The 15,380-nt window shown below is 37.5% G+C and carries 15 protein-coding genes; 10 read left to right on the top strand and 5 right to left on the bottom strand.

What is annotated here, in order from left to right:
• Positions 1-71: 71 nt before the first annotated feature.
• Positions 72-497, top strand: coding sequence for a hypothetical protein (locus tag GGR42_RS14560; RefSeq protein WP_167965515.1), 426 nt, complete (start codon positions 72-74; stop codon positions 495-497).
• Positions 498-560: 63 nt separating this feature from the next.
• Positions 561-1,589 (top strand): quinone-dependent dihydroorotate dehydrogenase, encoded by a 1,029-nt coding sequence (locus GGR42_RS14555; protein WP_167965513.1) that lies wholly within the window; start codon positions 561-563, stop codon positions 1,587-1,589.
• A gap of 132 nt (positions 1,590-1,721) precedes the next feature.
• On the opposite strand, the gene GGR42_RS14550 is transcribed toward GGR42_RS14555, so the two are convergent.
• From GGR42_RS14550 to eutB, 3 genes are all read right to left on the bottom strand, one after another.
• Positions 1,722-2,141 carry a Dabb family protein gene (locus GGR42_RS14550; RefSeq protein ID WP_167965511.1) on the bottom strand — a complete coding sequence of 140 codons (420 nt, stop codon included), beginning with the start codon at positions 2,139-2,141 and terminating at the stop codon, positions 1,722-1,724.
• A gap of 49 nt (positions 2,142-2,190) precedes the next feature.
• Positions 2,191-2,817 carry a DinB family protein gene (locus GGR42_RS14545; RefSeq protein ID WP_167965509.1) on the bottom strand — a complete coding sequence of 209 codons (627 nt, stop codon included), beginning with the start codon at positions 2,815-2,817 and terminating at the stop codon, positions 2,191-2,193.
• 303 nt (positions 2,818-3,120) lie between these two features.
• Positions 3,121-5,451: an ethanolamine ammonia-lyase subunit EutB gene (gene eutB / locus GGR42_RS14540; protein WP_167965507.1), complete on the bottom strand. Its 2,331-nt coding sequence runs from the start codon at positions 5,449-5,451 to the stop codon at positions 3,121-3,123.
• 162 nt (positions 5,452-5,613) lie between these two features.
• On the opposite strand from eutB, the gene GGR42_RS14535 reads away from it, so the two are divergent.
• The 7 genes from GGR42_RS14535 (at position 5,614) to GGR42_RS14505 (ending at position 11,824) form a co-directional block, all read left to right on the top strand.
• Positions 5,614-6,240 carry a LysE family translocator gene (locus tag GGR42_RS14535; RefSeq protein ID WP_167965505.1) on the top strand — a complete coding sequence of 209 codons (627 nt, stop codon included), beginning with the start codon at positions 5,614-5,616 and terminating at the stop codon, positions 6,238-6,240.
• Between the two features lie 75 nt (positions 6,241-6,315).
• Complete coding sequence (locus tag GGR42_RS14530; RefSeq protein WP_394352768.1) at positions 6,316-7,140, top strand: hydroxymethylglutaryl-CoA lyase; 825 nt, start codon at positions 6,316-6,318, stop codon at positions 7,138-7,140.
• A 138-nt stretch (positions 7,141-7,278) separates the two neighbouring features.
• Positions 7,279-8,457 carry a hypothetical protein gene (locus GGR42_RS14525; protein WP_167965503.1) on the top strand — a complete coding sequence of 393 codons (1,179 nt, stop codon included), beginning with the start codon at positions 7,279-7,281 and terminating at the stop codon, positions 8,455-8,457.
• A 12-nt stretch (positions 8,458-8,469) separates the two neighbouring features.
• The gene (locus GGR42_RS14520; RefSeq protein ID WP_167965501.1) at positions 8,470-9,009 is read left to right on the top strand and encodes an FMN-binding protein; all 540 of its coding nucleotides are present in this window, start codon (positions 8,470-8,472) and stop codon (positions 9,007-9,009) included.
• Entirely contained in the window at positions 9,009-9,512 is a 504-nt protein-coding gene (locus GGR42_RS14515; protein ID WP_167965499.1) for a hypothetical protein, read from the top strand. Before GGR42_RS14520 ends, GGR42_RS14515 begins: the two co-directional genes overlap by 1 nt.
• Before the next feature lie 62 nt (positions 9,513-9,574).
• Positions 9,575-11,047 carry an IMP dehydrogenase gene (gene guaB, locus GGR42_RS14510; RefSeq protein ID WP_167965497.1) on the top strand — a complete coding sequence of 491 codons (1,473 nt, stop codon included), beginning with the start codon at positions 9,575-9,577 and terminating at the stop codon, positions 11,045-11,047.
• Between the two features lie 111 nt (positions 11,048-11,158).
• The gene (locus GGR42_RS14505; RefSeq protein WP_167965495.1) at positions 11,159-11,824 is read left to right on the top strand and encodes an ankyrin repeat domain-containing protein; all 666 of its coding nucleotides are present in this window, start codon (positions 11,159-11,161) and stop codon (positions 11,822-11,824) included.
• Positions 11,825-11,826: 2 nt separating this feature from the next.
• Here GGR42_RS14505 and GGR42_RS14500 read toward each other — a convergent pair whose 3' ends face one another.
• Positions 11,827-12,360, bottom strand: coding sequence for a thioredoxin family protein (locus tag GGR42_RS14500; RefSeq protein ID WP_167965493.1), 534 nt, complete (start codon positions 12,358-12,360; stop codon positions 11,827-11,829).
• A 127-nt stretch (positions 12,361-12,487) separates the two neighbouring features.
• A complete protein-coding gene (gene lysA, locus GGR42_RS14495; RefSeq protein WP_167965491.1) occupies positions 12,488-13,729 on the bottom strand; it encodes a diaminopimelate decarboxylase in 1,242 nt (413 codons plus the stop codon).
• A gap of 196 nt (positions 13,730-13,925) precedes the next feature.
• Between lysA and sucC the strand changes: the two genes are divergently transcribed.
• Positions 13,926-15,119: an ADP-forming succinate--CoA ligase subunit beta gene (gene sucC, locus GGR42_RS14490; protein ID WP_167965489.1), complete on the top strand. Its 1,194-nt coding sequence runs from the start codon at positions 13,926-13,928 to the stop codon at positions 15,117-15,119.
• The last annotated feature ends 261 nt before the right edge of the window (positions 15,120-15,380 follow it).

Genomic DNA, 15,380 nt, shown 5'->3' with positions numbered 1-15,380 from the left:
GCATAATTTTTCGCCAAAAATAATGTTTATATAAGTGCTATTTTTATCATTAGAACAAATACCTTATTAAAATGAACCTTACCAAATATATTACTTCCCTTCTTTGCTGTTTATTGATATCTTTTATAAGCAAATCCCAGGATTGTACATTAAATATTGGAGGTGAGGATGATGAGACTATAATTAGTGTTTTTCAATTAAATGAGGAACAACAGGGTAAAATGGAAGCTTGGGGAAGAGAATTGCAATTTAAAAACAAGGTTTTAGAAGATGGAATGCAGAAGTTACTGGATACTCACCCACAAAGTAAACCCGAAGATGTTGTTATAATGGGAGAGAAGTACAAAAAGCTAAAAGATGAATTTGTAGCAAATTCCAAAGAGTACGATATAAAGCTTTTGACCCTGTTCAATGAAAAGCAGTATAGACGTTATGTAGATTTATGCCGAGAAGCTTTTCGAAGGCCATTGAACAGAAATAGTACCATTCCCGAATAAAAACCACATTAGATTTATTGGACTTAAATTCAGTTTGTATTTTTGTCCAAACTAACATCATCCATGTACAAATTTCTTTTGCGCCCTGTACTTTTTCTTTTTGACCCAGAAAAAGTACACCATTTTATATTTTCTGGTTTAAAATTTCTTTCAAAAATTGGTTTTTCAGGGCTTTTCAAGGCAATTTACATGGTTGAGGACAAGAAATTGGAACGTGAAGTTTTTGGACTGAAATTTAAAAATCCAGTGGGACTCGCTGCTGGGTTTGACAAAAATGCACTTCTTTATAATGAGTTGTCCGATTTTGGCTTTGGTTTTATAGAAATTGGAACTCTCACCCCAAAACCCCAAGATGGCAATCCAAAGAAAAGATTGTTTAGGTTAAAAGCCGATAAGGCAATCATCAACCGAATGGGTTTTAACAATGAAGGGGTTTTCGCTGCAGTTGAGCGACTTAAAAAGGAACATAGGGTACTTATTGGGGGTAATATTGGCAAGAATAAAGTAACGCCAAATGAAGAAGCTACCCAAGATTATTTAATTTGTTTTGATGCACTTTTTGACCATGTAGATTATTTTGTGGTGAATGTAAGTTCCCCTAATACCCCTGGTTTAAGGGAGTTGCAGGACAAGGAACCATTAACTTCTTTGTTGAACCAATTAAAAAATGCCAATGCCAAGAAGGAGTGTCAAAAACCTATTTTATTAAAAATTGCGCCAGACCTAACGGATGACCAATTATTGGATATCATTGATATTGTAAAAGTCACTCAAATAGAGGGTGTTATAGCGACCAATACTACAATTTCTAGAGAAGGTCTGCAATCCGACCAGGATTTGACCAAAGAAATGGGAGGGTTGAGCGGGAAACCTTTAACTAATAGAAGTACGGAAGTAATCAAATTTTTATCAGAAAAGAGTAACAAAGCATTTCCAATTATTGGTGTTGGGGGCATTCACTGCGCACAGGACGCTATTGATAAATTGGAAGCTGGAGCAGCTTTGGTACAACTTTGGACAGGTTTTATTTATGAAGGACCGGCGTTGGTCAAAAAAATTAACAAGGCCGTTTTAAAGAATCCTAGTTTATAAGTTGTTAGTTCTTGACTCAGCTCAAAAGACAAGGTTTAAGTTTTGTCTTTTCGAGAGATTCTTTGAGAACTAGGAGAAATTTTTTTGGTTTTGGATTTCTCAACAATTCTTCATTTCGAAATAACATATTTTTTATTTAGTCCAATAATCTACGACCAAAACATCCTCCAAAATTCCTGATAATGTTGCTCCAAATGCCTTATGGTCTGGATGCGGTAAATAAATAGCGCGTGATTCTTCACTTGCAAAGGTAAGAAAGTAGCAATGGGTAAATCCCTTGTTTAGGCCTTCTGGACTATTGTTTAATCCCCATTCGTATGAAATGATTTCCGGTATTTTTGAAGGCAGGGCATTAAAGGCATCCTGTACTGTTTTGATTTTTTCAGGTGTAGTTCCTTCTTTAAACTTAAAAAGAACCACATGTCTTAATACACTATCTTTTACAATGGAAGTGCCTACATTTTTCTTTTCCTCTTTTTTCATATCTGTAGTAATAAAACTTAAAGATAGTACAGAAGCCAATAGAAGGGTAAATAGGGTAGAAGTTTTCATAATTTTTATAGTTCAGTTTATTACTATGTTTTTATTGAATTTTCACAATTTAAAGTGTATTCAGCTTAGAGTAGCCTGGAGGCCTTATTCCATTCATTCGTAAATAGCTAATGGCCTGTGCTCTGTGATGTGCTGTATGGCTTTCTCCTCGTAGAATAAGGTCAAGGTTCGTATGGCCTTCCAAAAACCATGGTTTCTCCTTATTTTCAGCTCTTGCCAAACTTTCATCATTGATTTTTCCCAGACTGGAAATTACATAATCAAAAGTACTAATTACATAATCGGATACTATTTTTTTATTTGTTGTTGAATCTCTTTCCTCCAAGTGATCGGGTTGAAAAAGGTTTATTGGGTCAGGACGCTCTAGGAAGAATTCAGCCTCCATTAGGTCATTGAAATCGGGGTAGGTTTTGGAATCCATCATTATACCTATGAAAACATTGTTTGTGTAGCCAAGGTGCATAAAATGCTGTGCAAAACTCATTTGTTCCTGTGAGGGGCTATATTCCAGATTGTCCTCTGGCATGGCATCCAATACAGCTAGTGTATATTCTTTGGACTTTTTCCATCTTTTAATTAATATGTCAACCAGTGGATTGTCAAAGGTGGGTGCTTTGGAAGCAAGTAGCGTCAAAGGACTGAGCCCTATTAGACCTAATAAAAATCTTCTGTTCATGTTGTTTGTTTTAAAGTTTGGGTGCTTGTTCAGTACTAATTAATGAAGTTAAAGACAAGAAATTGCTTTATTTCAATTTTTGATTCAAATATTTTTTGCCATTCCAGTTGACTGTTTTCTATTTTAAACTATGGTTTTCTTGCCCTAATACCCTTAGACTTACAATTAAAAAGATAATCCGTATTTTTTTTAGCATAATTCTGTTATTTGAGTTTTAATTGTATTCAACTTTCGAATATAGCTACAAGCAACAATTTCCCTTTAATATAAGGTGTTTTATTAATTGTATAGCTGTATTATCATCTATGCAGGAAGAACCTTAATTCTTTGGTTTAAGAATAGTTCATCCATAATCTTAACGGTGTTTGTAATGGCCTTTTCTGGGGTTAGCGAGGTATCCGAGATACCAGAGACCACCCTGGATATATTGTGGTCCACAACACCTTTTTTGTTCCAAACGGACGATTGCGCAACAGTAAGATACGCAGAAAAATTATGGTGCCCTGAACCTGGTCTTTCCCCAATGATATGGACAATACCATGACCTTTGGACAACTTCTTTTTTTGACCAAATAATAGCTCACCACATACATACCCTGCCCGTACACGACCGTTTGTAACAACAATGTTCTTTTTGCCCAAGGAATAACCATTTTCTTTTAAGGATTTCGTAAGCCCATCTAGAAAAGGGAGCAAGTGCCCTTCATCCATTAAAGCTCTTACATTTAATCCATCAGAAACCACAATTTGTATGTCTGGCAACTGCCCGTTCCACGATTCTTTTATTGCGTTTACTTCTTCAATGGATTGTGGGCTCAATATTTCACCCGTTGCAGGGTGGTACACATAGTCTTTTCTGTCTTTGGATTGTGTATTGACCATCACCGATGCAGGAATACTTTGTATGAAGGGTTCATTGATTTCTGTCCATAGACTCACTTTTGCATCATTGTACAAGCGATGCATTTGTTCGTCCAAAGTAGGCTCCAAATCCCATATGTTCTTTCCATGCCCCTGCGCTATCGGAACCCCATTTTTTTCTATACGGGCAATGCATTGTTTTCCTTCTCCATAAATTTCCTGAAAAGACCTTTTGTCTTTTTTTGCCTTTTTAAATTTGTAATACACCCATATGGGGTCACCAAAATGTTCGGTGGGTTTTCCGTGTTCATCAATGACCTCTAGCTCCTTAAAAAATTCCCACATGGCATCGTTTACCTTGTACCCAAACTGTTCCCTAACTTTTACATGGTTGCTAAAAGCGGTTGTCAAATAGCTTAACATTGGATCATTTTTAGTAGGTAAGGCCATTAAATAGGCTGGGTTGGCGGGCATTACTTTTTCTATACACCAATCCAAATCTTCCAAATTCACATCCATGTGTAAAGTGGAACAAATATCCAGACCAATGGTCAATCCATGTAATTTTCCCATTACGGTATCTTCCAAACAACAGCGCACGAGCTGTTCTTTGGTCTTAAATACTTCTGGGCCAATAAAGCCGGCAACATCATTCACATGAACCCAAGAATTATCTTCTCCTTTTAGTTCGTTTATTTTTTGTTTAAGTGCCCTTAGAAACCCATATTTTCTGGATTCGTGAATCACCATATCAAAACCTTCGCCATGACCGTTGGTCAAATCTGCCCCTTGACCTGTTTCTGCATAAAATCCATATTGCCCATCTCGCATAGATGCATATTGCATCATCTTTTCAAGGGTGAGGTCAAATGTTTCGTTTGCGTTTACCGTGCCTGCTATACTTTGAAACCAAACTCCCGTAACACCAGGGTTCATTTTTTCTACTTCTGCTTGCACATCTACATGGGAAAGTACACAATTTGGAAGAGTATTTTCCAAATTAAAACTGGTAATAATGTCAAAAAGTGTTTTTTCAATTTCCGCTACGGATTCGGGTTCACTAGAAACGGGATTGGTACCTAAAACGACATCTCCGACTGCATACGACCAAGCATCAAAAACCTGCCATGCAATGTCTTCGGTATTATCGGTAGGGGAGTTGGGCTGCACCCTAGCTCCCATATATCCTTTGCTTCCAATTTTACTGTTTGGCAGTGGATTAAAAATCTTTTGACTTAATTGAATCAGTTCTTCATTGTTCATCAATTTTACCAAACAAGCAATTACATCGCTGCTTAAACTTGGCATTATTTCCTTGATTTTTTCTTCTGGTTGAGACAGCGAAAAATCTTTTAGTTCCTGCATTGTCCAACCTTCCATGGAAAAATTTTGGTGGGTGGATTCTTGTATTAAAGTGAGAAGCTCATCTTTAAAAACAACATTTTTGTCCAATTCAACAATATTGGTATTTCCCAGCAAGGTTCTGGCGTACGTTCTGGATTTATCATTTATAGCAGAAATTTTTAGGGTATCATCACCTTCTTTATATTCATTGGCTGCACCTAAAATCTGCCTATAGATGGCAAGGTCAAAATTCCCTTTTGTTCTTTGTATATACTTAAAGATGTCTTCCTTGTCATTTGGTTTTAGAAGTGTAACACTGGCTGAAGAGACAAGCCTTTCTTTTTCGGGAGTAAAAATATCGCATCCGTTCAATGCCAATACGGCAACTCCTGCTTGACTTGTTTGTTTTAGGAATTTTTTTCTGGTCATACTCTTTACTATTTTAATTAATTGGTTATAATGTGTTTATAGTTTTGACCAACAAAGTAGTGTACCCCTAATATAAGATTTATGAAGCATAAATAGGTTAGCTGTATTTTAAATTCTTGGTAATTCTATAGGAAATTGTATTTTGGTTTTTAAACCCAACCTATGAACTACGAAGTTCTGTACACTTTTTGTTTTGCGACTGCAGCATTGGCCATTTCACCTGGGCCAGATAATATTTATGTGATGATGCAAAGTCTGGTCAATGGCAAAAAATATGGCATGGCCACATTGGCAGGGCTTATTTCTGGGTGCTTAATACATACAAGTTTGTTGGCTTTTGGGGTTTCTGCCCTTATAAAAGAAAATGACGAACTATTTTTTGTTATAAAACTTTTGGGTGCAATCTATCTTTTCTATTTGGCCTATAAAGTTTATAGAAGTGAGGTTTCTTTAAATGTTTCCAGTGAAGGAGTTCCCAAAAAGAGTATGTGGGCGTTATTTAGACAAGGGTTTGTAATGAATGTATTGAACCCTAAAGTAACCATTTTCTTTTTGGCATTTTTTCCCGGATTTTTGTTCAGTAATGAGTTGAGTACAGTCTGGCAGTTTTATATTTTGGGCGGACTCTTTATGGTGGTCTCCTTTATTATTTTTAGTGGTATTGCTTTATTGGCAGGGTCGATTTCCACTTACTTTACCAAGCAAGCAAAGGCAGGGGTGTTTCTAAAGTGGTTACAGATTGTGGTATTTGTGGGTATTGCCATATATATTCTATTATCAGATAATTAATGGTAATTTTGAGAAAATTTGTTAGTTAGGACCATTTTGGAAAAGGTGAAAATCATAGAATGTCCCAGAGATGCCATGCAAGGCATTAAAACCTTTATCCCCACGGATAATAAGGCAAGGTATATTCAGTCTTTGCTGGGATGTGGTTTTGACACTATAGATTTTGGAAGCTTTGTGTCTCCCAAGGCCATCCCACAAATGGCCGATACAGCTGAGGTTCTTTCCAAGTTGGATTTGTCCAAAACCAAAAGTAAATTACTGTCCATAGTTGCAAATGTACGGGGAGCGCAAGATGCTTCCCAGTATAAAGAAATTGATTATTTAGGATACCCTTTTTCTATTTCGGAGAACTTTCAAATGAGGAACACCCATAAGACCATTGCACAATCTGTAGAAACGCTTCAGGAAATATTGAATATAGCCGATGCTCAAAACAAGGAAGTGGTCACTTACATTTCCATGGGTTTTGGAAATCCTTACGGTGACCCTTGGAATGTGGAAATAGTTGGTGAGTGGACAGAAAAATTAGCGGCTATGGGGGCAAAGATTTTATCGCTTTCCGATACGGTGGGAACCTCCACGCCAGAGGTAATAGATTATCTGTTCTCTAACTTAATACCTAAGTATCCTAATGTGGAGTTCGGGGCACATCTACATACCACACCTACAAAGTGGCACGAAAAAGTAAATGCAGCTTATCTGGCCGGGTGCCGAAGGTTCGATGGCGCCGTGCAGGGTTTTGGTGGTTGTCCTATGGCCAAGGATGAACTAACGGGGAATATGCCCACAGAAAAAATGCTTTCATATTTTACCTCCATAAAAGCTCATACCGGTGTTAATTGGATGGTTTTTGAAGCTGCGCATAATAAAGCTACCGAGCTGTTTTCAACCTATCACTAAACTCCTTTTTGTTTCGTTGGTTTACAATAATGTTAAATATCTAAATTAATTTAGATTTAATATAAGTAAACTTTGTGGTTTCCTAAAGGTGAAATATATTTGCGGACTATTTTAAACTAATCTAAATAAACAATTAAAATGAGGAAGCTCATATCGCTTTTTATACTTCTTTTCGCAACAATTTTATCCGCACAAACAGTCACGGACTCAATCACCTTAGATCCCCAAAAACAATTGAACGCTGCACAACGAATTCTATCTGGTAACTATGCCTCTGCTGTGACCTTGGGAGCCTATGGTGAAATGTTGTACAACCAACCTAATGGAGACAATGGGGAGTTGGACATACAGCGATTGGTAGTATTGTTGGGATATAGATTTGATGATAGAACCCAGTTTGTTACGGAAATTGAATTTGAACACGTACAGGAGGTATTTGTGGAGCAAGCCTTTGTAAACTATAATGCGGCAAATAACTTTAATATAAGAGGTGGTTTGATGTTGGTTCCAATGGGCATTGTAAATGAATATCATGAACCCACGACCTTTAACGGTACGGAAAGACCGGCAATTGATAACGTGATCGTTCCCTCAACTTGGAGAGAGCTCGGGGTGGGTGTCTACGGACGGATCAATAACGCTTCATTAGGGTACCAGGCATATATCTTTAATGGTTTTAAATCCACAGAAGCTGATGGTGAAGGTGGTATAACCGGAATTTTAAAAGGTTCCAATGGATTGCGCAGTGGACGTCAAAAAGGGATTCAATCTACTATAGATAGCCCTACCTTTTCAGGGAAATTGGACTATTACGGAGTACCTGGATTACGTTTGGGCCTGTCCGGTTATTTTGGGCAAACTCAGGCTGATGACGATGTTGAGTCTACAGACGGAACCAATATTGGTATTTCAATGATTGGTCTGGATGCACGTTATGCATACCAAAAATTTACTGCAAGAGGCCAATTTATACATGCTTCCCTTTCTGATACGGAAGCATATAATACTTTGACAGGGAGAGACTTGGGAAGTGCTATGCAAGGATGGTATTTGGAAGGTGCCTATAACCTATTGCCAACCGGCAATAGACAAAAGCTATTTGCATTTGCCCGTTATGAAACGTATGATACGCATACCAGCACGGCTGGGACCTTGGAAGATAACCTGGCCTATGATAGAACAGATGTAACCACTGGATTGACCTACCATATAGCGCCCGGCGTAGTGGTAAAAGGAGATTATCAATTTAGAAGTAATGCCTTGGAAGATAGCGATGTAAAGGATAGGCTTAATTTTGGATTGGGAGTGTGGTTCTAAAAAAATTAATAGATGATTTTGTATAAGAAACCTTTCATAGCAATTCTTTTTTTACTGGCCTTTGTTTTGGTTGGATTTGGTTTGCCCAAAAATCTTCAGAAAAAAGTAGAAAAAGAACTGCAAAAGGTTTTTGAAGTAGAACAATTTTCAATGATTTCAGTGCAAGTTTCGGATGAACTAAATGCTGAATTGCCCTCAAAGATTTCCAATGCTAATTTATTTAAGATTCTTTTGGATGAACAATCGTTGGGTTATGTTTTTGTAGACCAGGCTCCCAGTAAAACAGCCCAATTTGATTATCTTGTCGTTTTTGATACCAAACTAAAAGTAATACATAGTAAGGTATTAGTGTATAGAGAGGAATATGGAGGGGAAATAGGGAGTAAAAGATGGCTGCGACAATTTATAGGTAAGACCGGAAAAGATAGGGTAAGTCACAAAACTAATATAGATGCCATTTCTGGCGCCACTATATCCGTTCGGTCTATGACAAATTCTATTGATAAATTGTTGCAGACAATTGGCATACTGCAAACAAATAAGATTTTATAATGGAGTATAATGGCTTGCTATTAACTTTTCCAAAGGAAATAAAAATATTCATTGGGGCCTTTGTCCTTATTCTATCTATTGGTTTTTACACAGGACTTTTGTTTGTCAACGAGACCAGCTCTAATTCTCCTTCTGGCATAGAGGAAAATTATTTGGGAAATGAAGAAGATGAAGAGGCCGAAGTCATGAAATTTAAGAAGGGTGAAAGGGAAATGCTCACTATTGTGCACACACATATACTGTCAATGTCTTTTATTTTCTTTTTGTTGGGCGGATTGGTATGGATGACCAAAGCGTCAAAAAAATTGAAACTATTCCTTACCATAGAGCCTTTTTTATCGGTAATCCTAACTTTTGGTGGAATATATCTTATGTGGACCGGAATTTTGTGGATGAAGTATGTTGTTGTTTTTTCAGGAATTTTAATGACCCTCACCTTTACTGCTTCTGTCTTGTTGGTTTTTTTTCAGTTAATGAAAAAACAAGCTTCCGTTAAGTTGTAAAATACAGTGCAAAAGGTTGCTTTAAATGTAGTATATTTGCACGCAATTAATCTTTAATTGCTATGGAAGCTCACCTAGAAAAAATTGTTGGCGAAGGACTAACTTATGATGATGTACTTTTAGTGCCCGCCTATTCAGAAGTCCTCCCAAGAGAAGTCAACATTCAAGCAAAATTTACGCGGAATATAACTATCAATGTGCCCATTGTTTCAGCGGCCATGGATACCGTTACAGAATCTCGAATGGCTATTGCCATTGCCCAGGAAGGTGGTATTGGGGTATTGCACAAGAATATGACCATTGAGCAACAAGCGATAAAGGTCCGGAAGGTTAAAAGGGCTGAAAGTGGTATGATTCTGGATCCTGTTACCTTGCCTTTAAATTCTTTTGTACGCGATGCAAAAGCCAGTATGAAGGAACATAGTATAGGAGGAATTCCGATTGTGGACGACAAAGGAAAGCTTCTGGGAATTGTTACCAACAGGGATTTACGTTTTGAAAAAAATAATGAACGACCTATTTCAGAGGTAATGACCTCAAAGAACTTGGTTACGGCAGCAGAAGGAACATCTTTGGCTGAAGCAGAGGATATTCTTCAGGAGAAGAAAATTGAAAAGCTTCCAGTAGTAGATAAGGATTATAATCTTGTAGGTCTTATTACCTTTAGGGACATCACCAAACTTACTTTAAAACCTATAGCCAGCAAAGATCAATATGGCCGGTTGCGTGTAGCAGCGGCAATTGGTGTTACGGGTGATGCCGTGGAAAGGGCGGAGGCTTTGGTGAATGCAGGAGTGGATGCTGTAGTTATAGATACAGCACATGGTCATACACAAGGGGTAGTCACTGTTTTAAAAGAAGTTAAAAAGCAATTTCCAGATTTAGATGTAATTGTTGGAAATATTGCTACAGGTACTGCGGCCAAATATTTGGTAGAAGCGGGTGCAGATGCTGTAAAGGTGGGTATAGGCCCTGGTTCCATTTGCACAACGAGAGTGGTGGCCGGTGTTGGTTTTCCTCAATTTTCTGCAGTTCTAGAAGTGGCGGCTGCGATAAAAGGGAGTGGTGTGCCTGTAATTGCGGATGGAGGAATCCGCTATACGGGTGATATTCCAAAAGCAATTGCTGCTGGTGCAGATACAGTAATGCTTGGGTCATTATTGGCGGGCACAAAAGAATCTCCAGGAGAGACTATTATTTATGAAGGAAGAAAATTTAAGTCGTACCGTGGAATGGGCTCTGTTGAGGCTATGAAAGAAGGTAGTAAAGACCGATATTTTCAAGATGTTGAGGATGATATTAAAAAATTGGTGCCAGAGGGTATTGTAGGGCGCGTTCCATACAAGGGTGAATTATATGAAAGTATTCATCAATTTGTTGGAGGGTTGCGTGCTGGTATGGGGTATTGTGGAGCAAAGGATGTTGCATCTTTGCAAGACATCGGAAGATTTGTTAAAATCACTGCTAGTGGTATTAATGAAAGCCACCCGCACGATGTACATATTACCAAAGAGTCCCCGAACTATAGTAGGTAGAGGACAAAAATTATTTGTAATAGCCCCAATCTCATAGTCATATGAAATTGGGGCTGTTTTTTTCTCCAAAATAAGTATCTTACAGGGTATTAAATTGTTAAACAGATGGTTATGGATTCACTGGCTAGTATTGTAGAAATAATAAAATCTGGAGGTTCGGAAGGGTTGGAGGATATATTGTCAAAAAACCCAGAATTGGCCAAGGAAGATACGGAGCAGGGTATTTCCATTCTTCAATTGGCTATCTATTATAGGAACAATGGGGCGGTAGAAGTCTTAAGAAAGTACAAAAAAAACCTAAGTGTTTATGAGGCAATCGGTATTGGGGATTTGTCACTTGTTTCCAATTTTATCAATACAGATTCATCGCTTCTCAATTCGTTTTCCCCTGATGGATTTACCCCTTTGGGGCTTGCTTCATTTTTTGGTCAAATTCCAGTTGTTAAGTTTTTGCTGGAAAAGGGAGCAAATCCCAATGTTGCGGCCAACAATACATTTAAAGTAGCACCTATCCATTCGGCATGTGCAATATCCAATTTAGAAATTGTGAAACTCCTGATTGAAGGTGGGGCGGATGTCAATGCCAAACAAATGAAAGGAGTTACACCTATACATTCCGCAGCGCATAATGGACAAAATCAGTTAATTCAGTTATTAATTGATAATGGTGCCAATATACATGCTAAAACAGAGGACGGTCAAACGCCTTTGGTTATGGCGGAAGAAACGGAATTTGCGGAAACTGCTATATTACTTAAAAACTTGGGTGGAAAATAGTGTTATTTTCCCTGGGCATCATAACTTTTCCAATCCTTCTCTTTGTAGATGTTATCACCAAAATACTTGGCTATTTTAAGAAACGGTTGTGGTTTTTGGTAGCCAGGAACTGGGGATAGCATATCCAATTTTTCATCTAAAAAGATAACAGTGGGATAACTCATTCTGCCCTGCATCAAAGCTGCAGCGAACTCATGGTATCCACGTCTTCCAGAAGGGACAAAATTAAAGGTTTTTCCTTTGTATTCAATTGGTTCTTTGCCTTCGCCATCCATTTTTACCATATAAAAATTCTCTTGCATATAGGCGGCTACCTCTGCATTTTGGAACGTGTCCTTATCCATCTTTTTGCACCATCCGCACCAATCGGTATAAACATCAATAAATATTTTTTTTGGTTTTTTGTCCGTTTGGGCCAAGGTTGCGGCCTCATCCCATGTAAGCCATTGTACTTCTTGGGCACTCAAACTCAGAGTTAAGAAACCTATGAAAAAGGCCAAGAAAGTGGTTTTGTATATTGGGCGAGTAATTTTCATATCAATTATTTTCTGTCAGTTAGTCCAACAACTATACCAAATTTAACGAAAAAAGGGCAGATTTATTTTAAAATCTGCCCTTCTAATCTATTTCGATTTCTAAACTAACCCAATGAGGTAGTGTAATTTATTTAACTGCTGCTTTTTCCTTTTTTGGTGCAAAAAGATTTTTTACATCAACTTGGTTTTTAATTAAGTCATCAAAATTTTCACGTTCCCTAATCAGAATAGCTTTTCCATTGTGCCATAAAACCTCTGGTGGTCTAAATCTTGAGTTATAGTTGCTTGCCATTGTAAAACAGTAGGCGCCGGCATTTTTGAAACAGAGGATATCACCTTCAGATATCTCATTTATTCTTTTGTTGCTTGCAAATGTATCAGTCTCGCAGATATATCCAACGACTGAATAATAACGTTCCCTGCCTTCCAGATTGGAAATATTCTCTATTTGATGCGATGCGCCATAAAACATGGGGCGTATTAAATGGTTAAAGCCAGAGTCAATGCTTGCAAAAACGGTTGAGGTAGTTTGTTTTACCACATTTACTTTTGCCAAAAAGAAACCAGCTTCACTTACCAAAAATTTACCTGGCTCAAATGCCAAAGTAAGCTCTCTTCCATACTCTTTGCAGAATTCATTGAACCTGCTTCCCAATTTTTTACCCAATTCCTCGACATTGGTCTCTATATCCCCTTTTTTATAGGGTACTTTAAAACCACTTCCAAAATCTATAAATTTTAAGTCTTTGAAATTTTTGGCGGTTTCAAAAAGAATTTCTGAGGCATAAAGGAAAACATCAATATCCAAAATATCACTTCCAGTGTGCATATGAATTCCATTGATGTTCATTTTAGTCAGTTCCACAATTCTCAATAAATGTGGAATTTGATGAATACTGATACCGAATTTGGAATCAATATGGCCCACAGATATCTTACTATTTCCACCGGCCATTACATGTGGGTTAATTCTAATACAAACGGGTACATTTGGATGTTTGCTCCCAAATTGTTCCAAAACAGATAGGTTGTCTATATTGATGCGAACACCGAGAGCGGATGCTTCTTCTATTTCCTCCAAGGAGACACCATTAGGTGTGAATATGATGGTTTCGGGTTTAAACCCGGCCAAAAGCCCCAATTTTACTTCCTGTATGGAAACAGTGTCCAAGCCACTTCCCAAGCTGTTCATTAATCTTAGGATATTGATATTGGAAAGGGCTTTAGCGGCATAATTCAATTTTAATTTTTTTACACCACTAAAGGCATTTGTAAGCCTATTGAACTGTGAAATTATTTTTTCTGAATCATATACATAGACAGGATCTCCGTAGGTCTTCGCGATTTTAAGTAAATCGGTAGTTTTCATAGCTTCATCATTTTAAGCAAATCTAGGCTACTTGGGCAATATGGGCAAAAAAAACGGGTACAATATTAAAAATAAAACAATTTGTTAAAAATAAAACAACTATATGGTTTTCGGACTTTTTTAGGTTGGTATTTCATTAGGGTAAATGATATGGGTTTCCTATTTTTGCTATCGAATCTAAAGACATTTTTTACATATGAACCTTCACGAATATCAAGGAAAAGAAATATTGGCGAGTTTTGGAGTAAGAATCCAAAAAGGAATTGTTGCCCACAATGCTAAAGAGGCTGTGGATGCTGCCAAACAATTGACCCAGGAAACGGGTACGGGATGGCACGTAATCAAGGCTCAGGTTCATGCTGGAGGTCGTGGAAAGGGCGGAGGAGTAAAACTAGCTAAAAATTTGCAAGAGGTTGAAGAATTGGCAGGTAGTATTATTGGAATGAATTTAATAACTCCACAAACTTCTGCTGAAGGTAAAAAAGTGCACCAAGTTTTGGTTGCAGAAGATGTTTATTATCCGGGCGATAGTGAAACTTCAGAATTTTATATGTCGGTTCTCTTGAATAGGGGGACGGGAAGAAATATGGTAATGTATTCTACTGAAGGAGGTATGGATATTGAGGAAGTAGCTGAAAAAACTCCACATTTAATATATACTGAAGAAATAGACCCTTCTACAGGCATTTTACCTTTCCAGGCCAGAAAAATTGCTTTTAACTTGGGGTTGTCCGGAACTGCTTTTAAAGAAATGACCAAGTTTGTGACTTCTTTGTACAAGGCTTATGTTGAGAGTGATTCCAATATGTTTGAAATAAACCCTGTGTTAAAGACATCCGATAATAAAATAATGGCGGTAGATGCCAAAGTATCCATAGATGATAATGCATTGTACAGAAGAAAGGCATATGCAGAAATGAGGGATTTGCGAGAAGAAAATGCCATTGAGGTAGAAGCAAGAGCGGTAGGGCTTAATTATGTGGATTTGGATGGCAATGTTGGTTGTATGGTAAATGGTGCTGGCTTGGCCATGGCAACTATGGATTTAATTAAAATGGCAGGTGGTGAACCAGCTAACTTTTTGGATGTTGGTGGTACCGCTGATGCGAAAAGGGTAGAAGAGGCCTTTAGAATTATTTTAAAGGACCCAGCGGTCAAGGCTATCTTAATCAATATTTTTGGAGGAATCGTTCGTTGTGATCGTGTTGCCCAAGGAGTGGTAGATGCTTATAAAAACATGGGAGATGCCATAAAAGTGCCAATAATAGTTCGTTTACAAGGAACTAATGCAGAACTTGCGAAGGAAATAATTGATAGTTCTGGTTTGGCTGTACATTCTGCAGTGCAGTTCCAAGAAGCTGCCGATAAAGTAAAGGAAGTTTTGAGCTAGATTTAAACATCATTATAAAATTTAATTAAGGTCAGTATTTTGTAAATACTGGCCTTTTTTATGTTTCCTAATTGTTGCTCATTTTATAGAATCGTTAAGCTTGTTTTATTATGATTTTTTGTGGTGAATTGCTATTAATTTTGTGTAGGAAAGGGGTCGGAAATTGATTAAATAAATGTTAAAACCTATTTTGGATGTAACATTAATAATTTTTAAGCGTCTTTTTATATATATCATCAATTATTATCAATCATTAAACAA

The organism is Saonia flava, from assembly GCF_011927795.1.
Taxonomy (GTDB): domain Bacteria; phylum Bacteroidota; class Bacteroidia; order Flavobacteriales; family Flavobacteriaceae; genus Saonia; species Saonia flava.
Note: the sequence above shows the minus strand (reverse complement) of the source record. Positions and strands in the feature narration are given on the sequence as shown.

Excerpts from the sequence above, each read along its gene's own strand:
- GGR42_RS14500 (WP_167965493.1), bottom strand. The coding sequence starts at position 12,360 with ATGAAAATTACTCGCCCAATATACAAAACCACTTTCTTGGCCTTTTTC.
- GGR42_RS14545 (WP_167965509.1), bottom strand. The coding sequence starts at position 2,817 with ATGAACAGAAGATTTTTATTAGGTCTAATAGGGCTCAGTCCTTTGACG.
- GGR42_RS14525 (WP_167965503.1), top strand. The coding sequence starts at position 7,279 with ATGAGGAAGCTCATATCGCTTTTTATACTTCTTTTCGCAACAATTTTA.
- eutB (WP_167965507.1), bottom strand. The coding sequence starts at position 5,451 with ATGACCAGAAAAAAATTCCTAAAACAAACAAGTCAAGCAGGAGTTGCC.
- lysA (WP_167965491.1), bottom strand. The coding sequence starts at position 13,729 with ATGAAAACTACCGATTTACTTAAAATCGCGAAGACCTACGGAGATCCT.
- GGR42_RS14560 (WP_167965515.1), top strand. The coding sequence starts at position 72 with ATGAACCTTACCAAATATATTACTTCCCTTCTTTGCTGTTTATTGATA.
- GGR42_RS14520 (WP_167965501.1), top strand. The coding sequence starts at position 8,470 with ATGATTTTGTATAAGAAACCTTTCATAGCAATTCTTTTTTTACTGGCC.
- guaB (WP_167965497.1), top strand. The coding sequence starts at position 9,575 with ATGGAAGCTCACCTAGAAAAAATTGTTGGCGAAGGACTAACTTATGAT.
- GGR42_RS14535 (WP_167965505.1), top strand. The coding sequence starts at position 5,614 with ATGAACTACGAAGTTCTGTACACTTTTTGTTTTGCGACTGCAGCATTG.
- GGR42_RS14550 (WP_167965511.1), bottom strand. The coding sequence starts at position 2,141 with ATGAAAACTTCTACCCTATTTACCCTTCTATTGGCTTCTGTACTATCT.
- sucC (WP_167965489.1), top strand. The coding sequence starts at position 13,926 with ATGAACCTTCACGAATATCAAGGAAAAGAAATATTGGCGAGTTTTGGA.
- GGR42_RS14515 (WP_167965499.1), top strand. The coding sequence starts at position 9,009 with ATGGAGTATAATGGCTTGCTATTAACTTTTCCAAAGGAAATAAAAATA.
- GGR42_RS14555 (WP_167965513.1), top strand. The coding sequence starts at position 561 with ATGTACAAATTTCTTTTGCGCCCTGTACTTTTTCTTTTTGACCCAGAA.
- GGR42_RS14505 (WP_167965495.1), top strand. The coding sequence starts at position 11,159 with ATGGATTCACTGGCTAGTATTGTAGAAATAATAAAATCTGGAGGTTCG.
- GGR42_RS14530 (WP_394352768.1), top strand. The coding sequence starts at position 6,316 with ATGCAAGGCATTAAAACCTTTATCCCCACGGATAATAAGGCAAGGTAT.